At 52.4% G+C, this 16369-nt stretch carries 13 protein-coding genes; 1 reads left to right on the top strand and 12 read right to left on the bottom strand.

Annotation, left to right across the window (positions count from 1 at the left end):
• The 5 genes from KDX30_RS26070 to KDX30_RS26050 all read right to left on the bottom strand — a co-directional run.
• A partial coding sequence (locus KDX30_RS26070) for a hypothetical protein (RefSeq protein ID WP_231677903.1) occupies positions 1 to 523 on the bottom strand: 523 nt, incomplete at its 3' end.
• 326 nt (positions 524 to 849) lie between these two features.
• Positions 850 to 1686: a 23S rRNA (adenine(2030)-N(6))-methyltransferase RlmJ gene (locus KDX30_RS26065; protein ID WP_027899986.1), complete on the bottom strand. Its 837-nt coding sequence runs from the start codon at positions 1684 to 1686 to the stop codon at positions 850 to 852.
• 75 nt (positions 1687 to 1761) lie between these two features.
• Positions 1762 to 2757, bottom strand: coding sequence for a hypothetical protein (locus KDX30_RS26060; RefSeq protein ID WP_231677902.1), 996 nt, complete (start codon positions 2755 to 2757; stop codon positions 1762 to 1764).
• Between the two features lie 247 nt (positions 2758 to 3004).
• Positions 3005 to 3352: a hypothetical protein gene (locus tag KDX30_RS26055; protein WP_231677901.1), complete on the bottom strand. Its 348-nt coding sequence runs from the start codon at positions 3350 to 3352 to the stop codon at positions 3005 to 3007.
• Between the two features lie 550 nt (positions 3353 to 3902).
• Positions 3903 to 4325, bottom strand: coding sequence for a DUF2599 domain-containing protein (locus KDX30_RS26050; RefSeq protein ID WP_231677900.1), 423 nt, complete (start codon positions 4323 to 4325; stop codon positions 3903 to 3905).
• A gap of 517 nt (positions 4326 to 4842) precedes the next feature.
• On the opposite strand from KDX30_RS26050, the gene KDX30_RS26045 reads away from it, so the two are divergent.
• On the top strand, positions 4843 to 5373 hold the full coding sequence (locus KDX30_RS26045) for a BRO-N domain-containing protein (RefSeq protein ID WP_231677899.1): 531 nt from the start codon (positions 4843 to 4845) through the stop codon (positions 5371 to 5373).
• Positions 5374 to 5667: 294 nt separating this feature from the next.
• On the opposite strand, the gene KDX30_RS26040 is transcribed toward KDX30_RS26045, so the two are convergent.
• From KDX30_RS26040 to KDX30_RS26010, 7 genes are all read right to left on the bottom strand, one after another.
• A complete protein-coding gene (locus tag KDX30_RS26040; RefSeq protein ID WP_231677898.1) occupies positions 5668 to 6726 on the bottom strand; it encodes a hypothetical protein in 1059 nt (352 codons plus the stop codon).
• 376 nt (positions 6727 to 7102) lie between these two features.
• Positions 7103 to 8533: a hypothetical protein gene (locus KDX30_RS26035; RefSeq protein ID WP_231677897.1), complete on the bottom strand. Its 1431-nt coding sequence runs from the start codon at positions 8531 to 8533 to the stop codon at positions 7103 to 7105.
• A gap of 301 nt (positions 8534 to 8834) precedes the next feature.
• Positions 8835 to 9791, bottom strand: coding sequence for a hypothetical protein (locus KDX30_RS26030; RefSeq protein ID WP_231677896.1), 957 nt, complete (start codon positions 9789 to 9791; stop codon positions 8835 to 8837).
• A gap of 210 nt (positions 9792 to 10001) precedes the next feature.
• The gene (locus tag KDX30_RS26025; RefSeq protein ID WP_231677895.1) at positions 10002 to 11318 is read right to left on the bottom strand and encodes a hypothetical protein; all 1317 of its coding nucleotides are present in this window, start codon (positions 11316 to 11318) and stop codon (positions 10002 to 10004) included.
• 458 nt (positions 11319 to 11776) lie between these two features.
• A complete protein-coding gene (locus KDX30_RS26020) occupies positions 11777 to 12748 on the bottom strand; it encodes a hypothetical protein (protein ID WP_231677894.1) in 972 nt (323 codons plus the stop codon).
• A gap of 79 nt (positions 12749 to 12827) precedes the next feature.
• The gene (locus KDX30_RS26015; RefSeq protein WP_231677893.1) at positions 12828 to 13472 is read right to left on the bottom strand and encodes a hypothetical protein; all 645 of its coding nucleotides are present in this window, start codon (positions 13470 to 13472) and stop codon (positions 12828 to 12830) included.
• A 160-nt stretch (positions 13473 to 13632) separates the two neighbouring features.
• Positions 13633 to 16341, bottom strand: coding sequence for a hypothetical protein (locus KDX30_RS26010; RefSeq protein ID WP_231677892.1), 2709 nt, complete (start codon positions 16339 to 16341; stop codon positions 13633 to 13635).
• Positions 16342 to 16369: the final 28 nt, after the last annotated feature.

The raw sequence follows: 16369 nt of genomic DNA, 5'->3' as shown, positions 1-16369 counted from the left end.
AGCTGTGGCTTCCCGCTGTTATCAAATCCACTTGCGCTGACCACGTATCGTCTTCCGGCCAGACCATGAGCCTGCGGGTGCCGTTATCCAGAATCTCCATTACCTGAGTATCGACTGAGGCGCCCGATAGTATGAGTTCAGGATCTCTGGTGAAGCCACCGTCCGATACAGGGACGCCGTGAGAGTCAACAACACCTTCGATAACCGGCTCGTTCCAGCTTGCTATAACCCCCCACGGCCCAGACTCGATGCCATTGTCGATTGAACGTACCGTAAAGCTGTGGCTACCTACTGCAGTCATTTGTACTTGCGCCGACCACGTACCATTCTCAGGCCAGGCGACGATTTTGCGAGTGCCGTTCTCCAAAACCTCCAGTACCCCAGTGTCAACTGCGGCACCCGACAACGTAAGCGCGGGATCTCTGGTGAAGCCGCCGTCCGACACCGGGACGCCTTGGGAATCAAAAACGCTATCAATAGAGAGAGAAGCCATTTCTTGAGGAGCTTGAGTTCGGAAAACCATTGCATCACCTACATTAATAATGGGGATTTGACCGCAAGCGTAGAAGCATCCGCAGAGGTTTCGACCCCAGTATTGTTTAGTAATGGATGGTAGATAACTGTTAGAAATGACAGTGGTTAGAGTCGTTAGCGATAGCCAGTCCGGTTTATATTTCTTTTCACCATCACGGCCTGAGATAGTTGTTTATGGTGATTAAACTAAAGACTCGACTTTGGTTTAATTGGGTAGGCGTCAACGTGCTGGAGAGGCTCTGATTTAGATAAACCATGGCCATCGCCTCGCGAACAAGTTCGCTCCTACCCAGTATTACCGCAGTCGTTTAAATATCACTCCGCAATTAACCAATCCATCTTCCAGTCACCCTTGGTCTGGCCAAGTTTCTGCGCCAGGTACGGCAGCAGCTCGCGCAGCTCTTCTTCAAGGCCCCAAGGCGGGTTGGCGATGGCCAGGCCCGAGCCGTTGAGGCTGGCGGGGGTGTCCAGTGGATGAACATAGAGCTCAACCCGCAGCAACTTCGGCGCACCGGTCTCAGCGAGATCCTGATAGAAACGCTTGAGCAGGCGCGGGTCCTTGATCGGGTACCAGATGGCAGCAACGGTCTGGCGCATACGGCCGATGGTTTCTTTCAGGGCCACGGCGCAGCGTTTCATCTCGTCGAGCTGTTCGAACGGCGGATCAATCAGCAACACTGCCCGCTTCTCACCGACTGGAAGTAGCGCACGTGGCACATGCCAGCCTTCGCCCAGATGCACCGCCACACGGCGGTCGCCTTTCATATTGTCTTTCAACAATCGGCCGTCTTCCGGGTGCTTCTCGTTGAGCAGCACGCGATCATTGGCGCGGGTAGAGCGACGGGCGATTTCCGGGGAGCCCGGGTAATAACGCAGTTCGCCATTGGGGTTCATGTCGTGCAGCAGCTGCATGTAATCAGCCGCCAAAGCAGGCAGGTCCGGTGCGTCCCACAAACGGGCAATGCCTTCCAGATATTCGCCGGTGCGGCTGGCCTGATCGCCCTTCAGGTCATAAAGGCCAAGCCCGGCGTGGCTGTCGATATAGGCGAACGGCTGCTCCTTGCGCGCCATCAGGGCAAACAAGCGAGTCATGATCAGGTGTTTGAGCACATCGGCGTGGTTGCCGGCATGGAAGGCGTGACGGTAATTCATGGCAGCTCCTCGAAGGCTGCGCAGTTTAGCAAAAGCGAGAGCCACAGATCAGTTCAAACGTCGCAACGGGCACAATCAGGCAAACGTGAAGTTATCGATATAAAACCAGTCGGTTCCCCGATTCACGGTGATCACCAGGGTTTTTATCCTCCGATCTGTACTGATAACGTCATGCCAGGCGGCGAACTGAAAGCCGAAATCCAGCTTGCGTTCGAGTATCAGATCACCCTGCTCATCGAGACAGGCAAGGGAGGGAATCTCAACATTGAAATCACTGGCTTTGGCATAGGCACCAAAGGTAATTTTATTGACCGGTGACTTCAGATCAAAACGCACCGAGCTTTCATCTGCAAATGAAACAGTCTTCTCAGTCACGATAGGGGCTGCATCTGAGTTGATTACCAAGCTGGCATCTTTGTCTTTCGGCGTGACGAACAGGGAGGGAAACTCTTGAGGAGTATTCGCCGGGATCACGCCCAATGTGCCGGTTTCAAAATCCTCCCCGGCATAAATGACACTGAAGGTTCTAACTTCAGATTCCGGGATGCTGCCGTACAGACCTCGCGCTTTAATGCTATAGCCTTTAAACGCCAGCAATGGCAGGTCAACCGCCCATCTCCCTCCTGTCGCCAGTACGCTGGCAATGATTTCTGCCCTGTCCAGAATCTCCACCGATTGATCAGCGGCAGCAGTGCCTTCGAGGGTCACGCGCTGATCAAAGGTGCTGCCGCCATCGACAACCTCGCCCAGAGAATCACGCACGCTGATGATAGTCGGGGCCTGCGCAGCCATGACCACCGTCACCACCCAGGCATCGTCGGAGAAACGAATGGTGTAGCTATGCCTGCCTTCCTGCGCCGCCACTGACTTCATCCACTCGCCGTTTTCATTTACCAGGGCCAGCGCAATGGGGGTGCCGTTATCAGCAATGATGACTCCCGTATTGACCGTACCCACCCCCAAAAGGGTCAGCACCGTATCTTCGGTCGTTCCGTTATTGGGAATGGGATGATCTTCACTGTCCACAACGCCAGTAATGGCCGGCACCGCAGAAGGCTCTTGGGTTTGCATGGCACTCACCTTTAATCAAATGCAGCAATTGAATGTAGCTACCGCCCCGCAAATAAACTTCATGCCCCAGACAGTACCGAGATCATTCAACCGACACACCTGACAGAAATGACAGTGTTTAAACCGATCGGCAATTAAGGGCTGCACTTCTATTCCGACAACCGCCTCACCCCTGTAGGAATGAATTTATTCACGAAGAGGGCCGATGCAACTCTGAATATTTACAGTCAGGGGCATCTCTTCCCGGCTAAAACCGATCCAACATGATCCCGTAATACTTGGGGGTCGATGCCACGACAGTGATATCCCAGGAAGGAGAAACCGCTCCACTGCTGGTGCACACACTAAAACAATGGCTGCCCGTTTCGGCAGCAAGCCTTATCAACCACGCGCCTCCGGAAGTAATCTCGGTAGTTTCCTGCAGTACACCGTAATCCAGAAAAAAGATTTTGGCGTTTGTCGGCCCTCGACCAAATAAAACCAGGCCGGGGTTAATCGTCGAGCCGGGTTTATCGAGGGACTTGCACCTGTCGTCGACGATACGGGTGATCTCAAGTGCGGCAGAATTGGAAGTCGGTTGAAAGTGAATGCCCATAGCTCACCTGCATTTTGCGTATGTCAGCCTTTCTGACAACTGCGTTATGTCAGCGTGTTTTATTGATAGAGAGTATCGCCAATAGAACGTTATTTCGCGACTCACAGAGACGATATTGTTAGATTTATCGGCGATTAGCCCTGCACAAAGCGTTATCTTTTGTTATCGCAAGCCTTCGGTGACACGTCGTGGGGCCCGGATTTATCCGGGAAGGCTAACTCCAGACGACAGAGATGCATTGGCTGCATCGGCCTTTTCGCGAATGAAAACGCCCAGGGACATGCCCTCCCCAGAGGAAAGGCCCACGGCTCTACGCTCGGAAATTCTCGTGAACAAAACGTACTCCCAGCCGCTGACCAAGCCCTGCCCGGCCGTGATACACCGATGGCCCTCCCGGAAACCCACTTCGTCAACGGCAACCCTTAACTGGGCCCGTTCACCACGAACGTGGAATTTTTCTGCGGGAGATTACCTGCCAGGCGCTCACTTCCACCGCGCTGAACAGCTTGGAGTTAACGCGTTCATACACCTTGGCAGCGTCACAGACAGCTTATTCAAAAGGCGTATCAGGTTTAGGGACTGTCACATTACAGCTTGCTTCCACGGTCGCAGCATGGCCCACATAAGGCCGCCATGGATCCAGGTTCCATTCGGGTTTATTTCTGGCAATTGCATAATGGCATGTCAACTGATTAATCATGCCCCGGGTGTTTCCCCAGTGTTCACTGCCCGAAAACTTTTTGGCTATTTCAAAGAACGTGTACGCAGTTTCCTCAGCACCCACATTACGGCCACACGGGGTCGGGACAATTTCCAGCGTCCACTCCTGATAACGATATACCCATGCCCCATGGTCGATGTAGACCATACAGGTAGGCAACGTTTTGGGATCGTCAGCACTGGCGTTTACTGCCCATGCCATATTCGCGAGCAACACGATCGATAGAATCCTGTTCATTATTATTTCGTCCATTGGTTTAAAGTTCCATTAGCATTACGCGATTCCTCCCCCCTCACCACTGTCAAAACTGACAGTGCTTAGATTGATCGGCGATCAAGCCGGTACAGACTTCGCTATTTAGCGATTGATTGGCCGCAGCCAAAAGCTAATGCTCTGCCCCCGTAAAGCACCGGACATTGCGAATCCCCCTACAAGCCTCGGAATAGCTGTCTGACAGTGCCATTCAACGCCAGAAAAACCGGTCACATCCGCTCACACGTGCCAGCATTTACGATCAAAACCGTCTGCCCAATCATGCGCGCCCTGAGCCTAAGAACTCCGAACAAGCGTCACCCGCCACGACAGCCAGCGGTTTTTTTGTGCCCGCGATAAATTCGTTTATCGCGGGCGCATAATGCCTTTGTACGTCTGTTATGTCGGGAGTCGGCTAATACAAGACCCTTCGGGGGAATATGTCGGCACTTCTTGTTGGTGTTCTTAGCTCCCGACACCTTTGGTCCCTCAATAAAGCCAATACGGACAGACCCCAATGGAACCCCCTTTCGAACCCATGGTGTTCAACCGCCATAAGTACCACCTGCACGCCCTGCTCATCGACCGCCAGGCGTGGTTTTGCGCCCGGGAACTGGGCCGCATGATGGGCCTGTTCCTCGAAGAACGCTTCACCCGCAAACTTGCCCCCGACCAACGCCGCAACGTACTGATGAGCTACTACGGCGAAGCAAAAGAAACCTTGATGGTCAGTGAATCCGCCGTCTACGCCCTGCTCGTCTACCACCCCAACCCGGCCAACCTGCCGCTGCGCAAATGGCTGACCTACAGCGTGCTGCCGAGATTGCGCTACAGCTCGGACGTGAAAGACCACAACAGCCCGACGCCGGGTGTTTTGGAGTGGCAGACCGGGGAGCTGAATGTTATGCATTGGCAGGATGAACCGTGGATACGGTTGCGGGACATGCCGTGTTTGTTGCCTAGGCGGGATGAGGCTGGGATCAGAAGGAGTGATGGGCGTATGAAAAGGCCGTGGCGATTATCGAGTTTGTTGAAAGTGCGGAGTTGATCAGAAGAATCCCACACGTTCAAGGGAACGTGATCTCAATCATGCCAAGTAAATCTACAAAAATCAGTTTCTATAATCGATCGGTATACCGAATTCCAATGTGACACTTGCCCCCAACTAGAAGGGGAGCCAAAAAGACCATTACTGAGTACATACTCATGTAGGTCGCCACGGGACCTGCATAATACTTCAAAAGACGATAATCAACGGAGTGGAGCAAGGGCAAACTACCCTCGCTGCACTTCCGCGACATCAGTCTCTGTTAGAAAAATCATCCTACTCGACTGTCTCCTATTAGCGCCAAAGAATATGATCTATGAAAAACCCCATAGATCCTTCTGACAGAGCTTGCACCTGTATAGACCCAATAGATTGCCCCTGCGGTGCAGTAAATGACACCGGACCAGGGGTTAATACAAAAAAGGGAATATCCATTGAGCCAATGCGCACTCCAGAAGGATCGAAATAAAATGCTTTTGAGCCCGGACCATTGACGGCGGTCACGTCAAACGTTACGTACCCAGCGTAGCCAGGGAGCTTCATCTCTATAATGTTGGCTTGATTCAACTGAAGAGCTTTCGTGCCCATATCGGCGTGTGGAAAGGAACTAACCGCTCTTATTTGACATGCAAAAATATCGTCACCTTCGGTAAGTAAAGTTAGTATTAGTCCAGAACGGCAAGTCACGGGAACACCAAACTGCAAGAGCATAATACTCTCCGCTTCGAAGTCCTCGAAACCGGATGCCGACCCCAACCGTACAGTAAACCCCCAAGAATCTGAAACTAACTGCCCACCCGAGGTTTTCGCCGTAATGCTGTGGCCCGCTTCCGTTAATCCCGACAACGTTAATCTCCAGCTCCCATCACTTTCCGCCACTACCGTTTCAACAGGATAGTCGTTGTCAAATACATCCAGCGTGACGCCAGAGCCTGCCGCTCCAAAAAATGTCAACACGTTGTCGGGGGTTACACCTCCGTCCTCGACATCGCCGCTGGCGCCTGTCACTTTCAATATGCGAGGTTTAACTTCTGCGCCCATCGCAGCAACGGTTAGATTGAGAGTTATCGACGGCTGTATGCCGCCCGAACGAATGACGGTATAAATCACTTCAATCGTACTGCCTGCTGACTCTATAACGGCTGCGCGCGGCACCAGAAAATCTACTGTCCCACTTGAGTTCCCTGTCTTTGGTGTGACCAGATCACCTCGACCATCCCAGGACAAAAGAATGAGGTCTGAGTCCTGCATAACGTAGGTCACGAGCACGGTCGCGCCATTGATTGCGTTTTGAGGATCGAGTACACCGCCAGGTGCTTCTACGACGCTGGGTTGTGGATAACTTACGTTCATTTGATTCACCTTTTTATCAGTAAAACTTTATAATCAGAGTTGCCCCTATAGAAGCGTATTTATTCTCAAGAGGGCGGAGCAAAAATCGGGACTGAGGCATCACCCACAATACAGTGCTGAATATCCTTTCTTATTACTGACTCAGAAAAAGTATTGACCACTGGCGAGCTCTTGGCAACCGTCAGAAATAGCAGTACTCATACTCGTTAGAAGCTTAAACAACATTTAAAATAGCGAAAAATATTCGCGAATCAAATATCTCACTTACTGCGAAAGGCGAGACAGTACGACAGGGCCAATGACGCATTGTAAGCAGCCAACAAAAAATTTATCGAGGGATATTTACTATCAACACACCTTCATACTTCAACCCTAGCTAAAGTATCGCTCGTACACCAAAGGCATCACCGGGTGACTCCCAAGGTATCAATTGCTCCTGCCCCGTCGAAGGCACAAAGGCCCAGCAGTTAGTCAGGTTCGGCCCGGGTGCCTGATCTCTAGACCAGCAATTAAGCGGTGTTAACTGTCCGGCTTCACTTCCATACGCTGCATAAAATAGACGCCACTCCGCCATTGAGGGCAGGTAGCCACCTAAATCCCTGACAGCCCAAGACGCCGAGGTGTGATTGGTGCGAAGTCCAGAACCAAAAAACTGGTACACATTCGACACTATGACTGTGAAGCTTGCGGTACTCCCCACACTATCGGCGACAACGATGGTGGCAAGCCCGTTACCTGCTGAAACTACGCGTCCACTTTCATCCACCGTAGCGATAGCGGGATCGCTAGAGGTGTAGCGATAAGGTGGCCTCCCACCGCTGGCTGGCCTGTCCGTATACGTGCCTGCAGGCGGGAAAGGAGGTGCCGTCCAGGCGTGATACAGCAACCCGTTCAGGATGGCAGGCGATGTATCGATTATTAGACTTTCGACTACATAACTAATTGTCCAGGGAAGTGAAACGGCCTGACTGGAAAGGTCCTTCGCGACGAATACATGCCTTCCCGCGTGTAAATTCAGCGTCTTGTTCCAAAGGCCACTGCTTGCGGGCGCTGTGCCCCAAGAAGCGCCCTCAGTTTCCACCTCAATGACTGCCCCAGGCTCGGCGGCTCCTGACAAGGTGACGCGAGGATCGAACGTGATGCCATCGTGAGCGATTGGCGCACCGAGTGAGTCGACGACTGATTCAATATTCGGCAGTGCCGCCCCTGCGCTAACGATAAAGATCCTCGGATCCGATACCAGTACCCCACCTGCATTCTTCGCAGTAATCCGATGCTCAGCTTCCGTAAGCCCAGATAATGTCAACTTCCAGCTCCCGTCACTTTCCACGACAACTGTTTCAACGGGATAAGCGCCATCAAATACATCCAGCGTCAGGCCAAAGCCCGCGGTTCCGTATATTGTCAATACGTTGTCGGGGGTTACCCCTTCGTCCTCGACATCGCCACTGGCGCCTGTCACTTTCAATATGCGAGGTTTAACTTCTGCGCTATCCGTCGTCACCGTCAGGTCGAGAATGATCGACAAACCCGGAGCGCCATTGCGCACCACTGCATAAATGACCGGGATGGTGCGGCCCATGGCGGCATTTACGGCGGATGCGGGAACGATGAAATCAACGGTACCGCTTGAGTTGCCATTTTGCTGGGTCACCAGATCATCACGGTTATCCCACGCCAGACCAATGATATCGGTGTCCTGCATGGCATACGTCACGCGCACAGTCGCGCCGCTCACCGCGTCTTGAGGGTCGAGTACGCCGCTTGGGGCTTCTACAACAGTGGGTTGTGGATAACTCGTGTTCATATAATTCACCTTCTATAAGCAAACATCACTATCAGAATTGGAATGAATCCCCGGTAGGAGCGAATTTATTCGCGAAGGGCCATCACTGAAAACATGCGGGCCTGACACAACGCTTCGCGAATAAATTCGCGCCTACAAGTGCTTTGGGCGCAGAACGGCCTCTCATCTATCAACCGGAGCGGTTTAAGACAATTGACTAAGGAGCAGCTTTCACTAACGGAGGACTATTGGCAACTGCCAGAACTAACAGTTTTTATGTGCATTAGAAGTTTAAATACCTGTTTAAATAGCGAAATCCTACCTAGACCCCGGCGGCACCCTGCATACGGCTATCAACAGGCGCCGTCCTTGCAGCAACAGTGAAAGACCAGGCATCCGACTCCAACTGCCCACCCGCTGTTTTCGCGGTAATGCTATGTTGAGTTTCCGTCAGGCCCGACAGTGTTAACCTCCAGCTTCCATCACCTTCCGCTACGATAGTTTCAATAGGGTAGGTGTTGTCAAATACATCCAGCGTGACGCCAAAACCTGCCGTTCCAGATAGTGTCAGTAAATTATCGGGAGTTACTCCTCCGTTCTCTACATCACCCTCGGCGCCCGTTACCTTCAGGATTACTGGTTTAACTTCGGTGTCTACTGCCTCTACGGTCAGATCAAGCGCTATCGACGCTTGCGTAGTCCCCGAGCGAATGACCGTATAAACAACTTCAATAGTTCTATCGGCCGCCTCTACAACTGCCGCAGGTGGAACACTAAAATCTACGGTCCCCGTTGCGTTCCCCCGTTTTGGAGCCAGCAAGTCGGATCGATCATCCCAGGACAAAAGGATAAGGTCAGTGTCGAGCATCTCATACGTAACCCGCACGGTCGCGCCGTTCACCGCGTTTGAAGGATCAAGCACACCATCATCGGCTTCAACGACCAGGGGCTGTGGATAACGTCGATCTATATCAACGACCAGATCAAGCGCAATCGACGGCTCAGCAGATCCAGAGCGAAGAACGGTGTATATAACCTCAATAGTTTTCCCCCTTGCATCGTCAACTGCTGCGCTCGGCACCAGAAATTCTACAGCCCCGCTTGAGTGGCCCAGTTTTGGAGCGAGCAGGTCTACTCGACCATCCCAAGATAAAAAAATCAGGTCGGTGTCGAGCATCACATAGGTTACACGCACGGTCGCACCGTTCTCTGCATCTTCAGGTTTAAGTACGCCACTTGGGGCTTCTACAACAAGGGGGAGTGGATAATTTGCGTTCATTTGATTCACCTTGTTATAAGCAAAACATCACCCTATTAATTGGAATGAGTCCCCAGTAGGAGCGCATGTATTCGCGAAGGGGATTACTGAAAAGCATGTGGGCCTGGAAAACGGGCTCGCGAATAAATTCGCTCCTACTGGGGTTATCGACTCGTATTCAAGAGAATGGTCAGGCTATGGGCAAAGGATATTCTCTCGCCACTATGTCGGTCATTCAATACGGGTATAATGCCATCTATCCGACCTCCCCCCGCCCCCCTGCACTGCTGCCCCAATGCTGTCCGCCCCCAAATTCTGGATTGTAATCGTTGCCGTCCAGCTCCCATCACTTTGTGTCACCACCCGGTCGTCCCCAAAAGGGCCAACAAATATGTCCAAGGTAACCCCAATGCCTGCCGTTCCAGTTATTGTCAGGATTCTGTCGCGGGTTTCACCGCCATTTTTAACTTCGCCACTGGCGCCCGTCACTGTCAGGATCACTGGTTTTATTTCGGCCTGCTCTAATCCTACGGTCAGATCGAGAACTATCGACGCTTGCGCAGCGCCTGAGCGAATGACCGTATAAAGAACCTCGATAGTTTTTTCCATTGCATCCACAACTGCTGCGCGCGGCACCAGAAATTCTAGAGTTCCATTTGAGTTCCCCGGCTTTGGAACGAGTAGGTCAACCCGACCATTCCAGGACAATAGAATAAGATCTGTGTCGAGCATCTCGTACGTTACCCGCACAGTTGCGCCGTGCGCTGCGTTTTGCGGATCAAGCACTCCATCAAGAGCCTCAACGACCAGGGGCTGGGGATAACGCAGGTCTATCCCGACGGCCAGATCAAGTGCAATCGAAGGCACAGCAGACCCCGAGCGAATGACCGTATAGAAAACTTCGACAGTCCTCCCCATTGCATCGACAACTGCTGTGCGAGGTACCAGAAACTCTAACGTTCCGCTTGAGTTCCCCGGCTTTGGAGCGAGGAGGTCAGGCTGGTCGTCCCAGGACAGAAAAACAAGATCGGTATTGAACATCTCATACGTAACGCGAACGGTTGCGCCGTTCGCAGCGTCTGAAGGATCAAGCACGCCCTCTGGAGCATCAACGACCAAGGGCTTTGGATAACGTGGGTCTATATCAACTTCCAGATCAAGTGCAATCGACGGCTCAGCAGATCCAGAGCGAATAACCGTATAGGTAACCTTGATAGTCCTCCCCATCGCATCAGTAACGGCTTCGCGCGGCACCAGAAAATCCAGTGTCTTGCTTTGGCTGCCCGGCTTTAGGGTATCCAGATCAACTCGATCGTCCCAAGACAAAAAAACAAGATCGTTATCGAGCATCTCGTACGTCACGCGCACGGTAGCGCCGTCCATTGCGTTCAGAGGGTCGAGTACGCCGCCTGGGGCTTCTACAACAGTGGGTTCTGGATAACTTGCGTTCATTTGATTCACCGTTTCATAATTAAACTTCATCATCAGAGCTGGAATGAAATCCACCGGCAAGGGCGAATTTATTCGCGAGAGTTTTCTTAATAACAAGCACGTTGACCTGACACACCGCCTCGCGAATAAATTCGCTCCTACAGGGTCCATGTTTACCGCACAATAAAGCAGTATCGCAGATACGGAATGACCGACGACGAAACTATTTTTTGACTGCCTGAAGGACAGTATTGATCAATAGCAAATCATTGACCACTGTCAGAAATGACAGTGATTATACGTATTAGAAGCTTCATTATTTTTTTAATAGCGAAACCTTAGCATTCAGGCTATTAATGCGTATTCATTCACGGACAGGTGACCTGGAGCGCAATAAACTCCGTCGCGGATGAAAACCGTCAACCGCTCATGATCATCCCAACTCTCTGCTCTTAAACGTCATGAAGTTGAACCCGTACCCACGTGACTGCCAGACTGACAGCGCCTGGATTGTTCAAAAATAAAATCAGGCGTAAACAGGACTCCTTGCACACTAACACCCGTAGAGCTACTGCTTACTGCGGCACCACCTGGTCCGCCGGGTCGTAAGCAAACCGATTGGCATCAGGCAGCAGGAAGTTCAGTTTTAAAATAGGTACAACGTAACCCGCAGTCTTGAGCTTTCGTTGAAACGTCTGAGCAATTAACTTACCCGCTGGCAAACTGACATCATAAAAAAAAGCGGCAATGTACCTCGGCAACCCGGCCCCGTTATCTGCCGGGTTATTCAACATAATTTCATTCCATACGGACGTATGGGTTGTGTACTTGGCGTGTGAAGCAATCATGGCGTTCCAGCCTGCCTGGCTGTCGACGTTCCATGAACATTGCCTTCCTCGGTTTTGCGCAACGCTTTCAAAATGTGCGTCCCACTGCGCGACATTAGTGATCCCCGATGTTTCACAGGATCCCCACGCATAGTCGCTGTTGTTATGCCTTGGGTTATGGGTGGGGAAAGACACCCGGAGCGCTCTACGACCACAACCCTGGTGCGTCTGGTCGGTAGCTGTACCCGCGTCAAACGGATAAAGACAGATAAATCCCGTTTCCAGCCCCGGCAAATTGCCCGCTATGGCCTCCGCTTTGTTACGCAATATAAAACCCGCTGGGTGATACAGACGGGTGTTACGCACATCTTTTCGAATCCAGGCGTAAGAAGTCGCGCCGATGGCGATTGCATTAGGGCTGCTGATCCAGGGGTCGAATGCACCGTCATTTACCGTGCGCACCAACACGCCGCTGCAGTAGTAATGCCCTCTGGGTAAGTTGCTGCCACGCTCCAGGCAGTTGTTTTGATTTTCGTTATAGTTGCGATTCATTGCTGCCAGAATCACGTCCGGGGGCTGTACCGCTTTGTTGGTATTATGCCCTTCCGTAACGGCCATTTCGCTGAGCGAAGGCATAGGCGGTTCAACGGAAAGAGGCTGGTTGACACAAGCCACGAGCAGCAAACTTGTCAGACAAGTAAATAATTTATTCGCACGCATGGCTTATGCACTCCTCCACGGAGATTTTCACCCTGTCAGTCGATACCTGAAAGCGGCTGTTTAAGCCTCTCTTAACACGTTAGGGGATATCCCTTCTGAGGATTTGCGAAAACCTCAATCCCGCTCCCCCTCTCCCGACGCTGTAGTTGATGAGTACCTCTCGGCCCCTGTTTTCCGCTACCCAGTCCGGTGGAATGCTGAACGTAACAACACCCCCACCTGCCGGTGGATTTTTAATCTCGGTAAAGTACTCAGAGCGGCCCTTCCAGCGTACCGCGACGGTATCGTTGCTTTGACTGCCATAGTTCACGGAAACAGTTCGGTTATCTGCCGAGATTGTCGGCGCCAGCAAACTAATACCCTGTGGCTCTACGGTCAGCGCCAGTGCTTTAGAGGGCAGGAGCGGGCTGTGCGGATTGTTCGGATCTTCAACAACTGAATAATTGACATTGACGGACATACCGATCGAGTCGATCACTTCATCACGCGGGATGATGAAATCCATCGGTCCGACAAGCGTGACATATTTTATATCGGTGGTGTATTCCACACGTCCCACCCAACGGCCTCTTATTGAATGGCCCCGATTCATGCCTTTGTAATAGACCCGCATGATAAGGTCTGTCCCCTCGGCCATTCGATAAAAGTCCAGTCTGTTGGGATTGCCTTGCCTGATAGCTTCTGGAACTTCTGGGGCAGTAAGGTCTAACGCGTTAGTATCCATGAGAGTTATCCTCTACTGTTGTAACGGGGCTGGCCGACAACTCTTTAACGGCCGGATAGGCAAGCGGCAATAAAAACTATCGTCGCCTGCAATGGCTATTTATCTTTGTCAGGCAATGTGCCGCCCCGACAGTAATCGACACGTGGATCGGCCTGTTACATCAGGGCATTTCTTTCCTAAGTAGTTGCGAGAAGATCAAACGCGCACTCCCCACGCCTACGCTGTAATTAATAAGGACTTCTTTTCCTCTGCTTTCAGTTACCCACGCAGTAGGAATTGTGAAGTGAGTGGTACCGCCATTAGTTGGTGGATTCTGGATTGCAGTGTAGTGCTCAATCACTCCCTTCCAGCGTACAACTATGGTATGGCTTGTCAGGCTTGCGCCGTAGGCGACGGATACCGTTGTATTGGCTGCATTGATAGTCGGGGCGACGAGGTTTAGCGCCTGAGGCAATATCCTGAGCGACAAGATTTTTGAGGGCAGCTGTGTGCCTCCAGGGGTCAGCACCACTGTATAGCTGACACTGGCGGTTGACCCGATCGAGTCGATGACTTCATCTCTGGGAATGATGAAATCCATAGGGCCGACCAAGGTTACGTCCTTGATCTCAGTGGTATACCTGACCCGACCTATCCATTGCCCTCTGACGGTCTGACCTCGGGCCATGCCGTCATAGTTAACGCGCATGATCAGGGCGGTATTTTCCGGCAGCCTGGAAAAATCCAGCACCTCCGGGTCTCCTTGTGCAGTAGCGGCTGGCACACTTGGCCTGATGAGGTTCAATCCGGTTTGACTGTTAGCGATATTGATTGGTTGGGGCGGTGAAATGATGACGGGATCATCTTCTCGCCCATAGCTGTAGGTGACCGTCACCCCTTTATCGAGGTTTTCCTCAGCCCATAGGATGGGGATATCAAAATCAATAGGCCGTGGAGGACTGCCCACGGTCTTGGTGTTGGTGTCACGTTGACGCACTCCCACCCAGCGCACCAACACGGTATCGCCTGTCACCATCTGATAATCGGGAACCCGTACCGTCACTTTGGTCAGATTGGCGATATCAACCACGTGGGCAGCGTCATCTTCAAGGATGTCGGGCAGCGGCAGGATGGCTTTGATTTGCAGCGTGCGAACGTCAGACTTGTCCTCGCCACCCGCGTCACGGCGCACCTCATAGCGCACGGCCACTGTCCTGTGGCGATTGGACTCTATCAACGGAGGCAATATGGACCAGGAAAGGTTCTGGTTGTCACTTGCGACGCGAAAGTCCTTGGTTGCACTGCCATTGCCCGGTGCACCTGTCCAGTACGCAATGACTTCGTCCAGACGTTTGAGCCGAGCGGCAGTACCATCAATGTGCAGCACGGTGCGGTCATAGAGGTCGGGATCAATAATGTCCCCGGGGGCATTGTCCACCGAAGGTTCGAGCAACAGCTGGGCAGTGCCCGACACACTGTAGACCGAAGGCAACGAAGGCCTGAGGTTGCCGGTAAACAGCTTTACTTTGTAAGAGAGCGTCAGGGTGCCGTTGCGCAAAGGAACCAGATTGGCTTTAGGCACCAGGAATTCATAGTCATCGTCCTCTTCATCACGCCCGACATCGTAATCATCGGTGTAGGTATAGGTTTGGCCATTCAGCGCTTTGCCTTCCCAGGTCAGGTAGATCACGTCTCCTGGACCTTTGCCCGCATAGGGCTGGATGATGACATGCGCATCCACCAAGACATCTTCAGGGTCTATGACCGTACCGACAGCCTCATCCAGAATCGGTTTTGGCAACGGCGCCACATCACCGATCACCGTCACGGTGACGCTTTTTGAACGACGTGTTGAGCCGCCTGCAGCCGGTGCCACTCTGTAGTAGACCGTTGCCGAACCTCCTGCAATATCCACCACGGGTTTGTTAGGTACGTCGAAAGAGGGTCCGAAGCCAATGTTCGTAACGGGCTTGTCAGCGAGCCCCGGTACCACCGGGTTACCGTCAGCTGTTTGTCCCAGCCAATGCAGGGTAACGTCATCCCCCAGCGCAATGCCTGTATAGGCGGGGGTATCAACTCTGGCGTCACGGGCACCGAGCTTGTCCAGATCAACTTCCAGATTAACGTCTGCGTCAACCACCCTCGGCGCCGCCGGTGCGCTGGGGTCCACTTGCACATTGGTGAAAGCGGGCAATGACAGCAGCGACCAGTTACCCACTAGGTCGCGGATGTCGTAATTGACCTGCAGCTTTTCGCTGTCACCAGCATCGATCAGGGTCTTTGAAGGCACCGTGATAATTTGCGGCTTACCGACCTCCCCGGCGGGTAAAGGCGGTTGTTTCATGGCAAAACGATTGCCCCCCCAATAGAGGGTCAGCACATCGCCTTCGGCCATCAACGGCCAGCGCGGAACAGTAACGTCCAAATCCCGGGCTGTATCGATAACGGGCGGAACCCCCTCAGGTTTTAACAGATTTTCATTGATGGTCGGAGTAGTGTTGTCTGGATCGGGATCACCGGGCACCGTGCGTTTGACCCGTACTTCACGGATGAGCGAGTCATCAGGGTTGCCGCCGAGGCCGAAGTAAATACGGTAGAACACTTTAGCGGCGGGGTTATCAGGGAGTGCTAAAGGTAGCGGGTTGAAGCTTATTCGTCCGTTGTCGATCTGGTCCTCGTTAATAGTGAAATTATCGACAACAACGCCATCCCAATAAAGCTCGGCAATGTCATTTACGGCAGTATTGGCCACCAGAATGGCTAACATCGGCACACCTTTGTTTGGGTCTGCAAGATCAGCGTTACCCAGCCCACCGCTACCGCCTATATCAATAGCAGGAATGATTAAATCATTCAGGGCTGTTACTTCTTGTGGGGTGTTGATATCCATTTCATTCACCTATGGGTGAGTAGCCGTG

The organism is Pseudomonas quasicaspiana (genome assembly GCF_021147825.1).
Taxonomy (GTDB): Bacteria; Pseudomonadota; Gammaproteobacteria; order Pseudomonadales; family Pseudomonadaceae; genus Aquipseudomonas; species Aquipseudomonas quasicaspiana.
This window is presented reverse-complemented; position numbering and strand designations above follow the sequence as displayed.

What these genes read in the sequence shown, in the direction of transcription:
- KDX30_RS26065 (WP_027899986.1), bottom strand. Translation starts at nt 1,686, where the DNA reads ATGAATTACCGTCACGCCTTCCATGCCGGCAACCACGCCGATGTGCTC.
- KDX30_RS26060 (WP_231677902.1), bottom strand. Translation starts at nt 2,757, where the DNA reads ATGCAAACCCAAGAGCCTTCTGCGGTGCCGGCCATTACTGGCGTTGTG.
- KDX30_RS26055 (WP_231677901.1), bottom strand. Translation starts at nt 3,352, where the DNA reads ATGGGCATTCACTTTCAACCGACTTCCAATTCTGCCGCACTTGAGATC.
- KDX30_RS26050 (WP_231677900.1), bottom strand. Translation starts at nt 4,325, where the DNA reads ATGGACGAAATAATAATGAACAGGATTCTATCGATCGTGTTGCTCGCG.
- KDX30_RS26045 (WP_231677899.1), top strand. Translation starts at nt 4,843, where the DNA reads ATGGAACCCCCTTTCGAACCCATGGTGTTCAACCGCCATAAGTACCAC.
- KDX30_RS26040 (WP_231677898.1), bottom strand. Translation starts at nt 6,726, where the DNA reads ATGAACGTAAGTTATCCACAACCCAGCGTCGTAGAAGCACCTGGCGGT.
- KDX30_RS26035 (WP_231677897.1), bottom strand. Translation starts at nt 8,533, where the DNA reads ATGAACACGAGTTATCCACAACCCACTGTTGTAGAAGCCCCAAGCGGC.
- KDX30_RS26030 (WP_231677896.1), bottom strand. Translation starts at nt 9,791, where the DNA reads ATGAACGCAAATTATCCACTCCCCCTTGTTGTAGAAGCCCCAAGTGGC.
- KDX30_RS26020 (WP_231677894.1), bottom strand. Translation starts at nt 12,748, where the DNA reads ATGCGTGCGAATAAATTATTTACTTGTCTGACAAGTTTGCTGCTCGTG.
- KDX30_RS26015 (WP_231677893.1), bottom strand. Translation starts at nt 13,472, where the DNA reads ATGGATACTAACGCGTTAGACCTTACTGCCCCAGAAGTTCCAGAAGCT.
- KDX30_RS26010 (WP_231677892.1), bottom strand. Translation starts at nt 16,341, where the DNA reads ATGGATATCAACACCCCACAAGAAGTAACAGCCCTGAATGATTTAATC.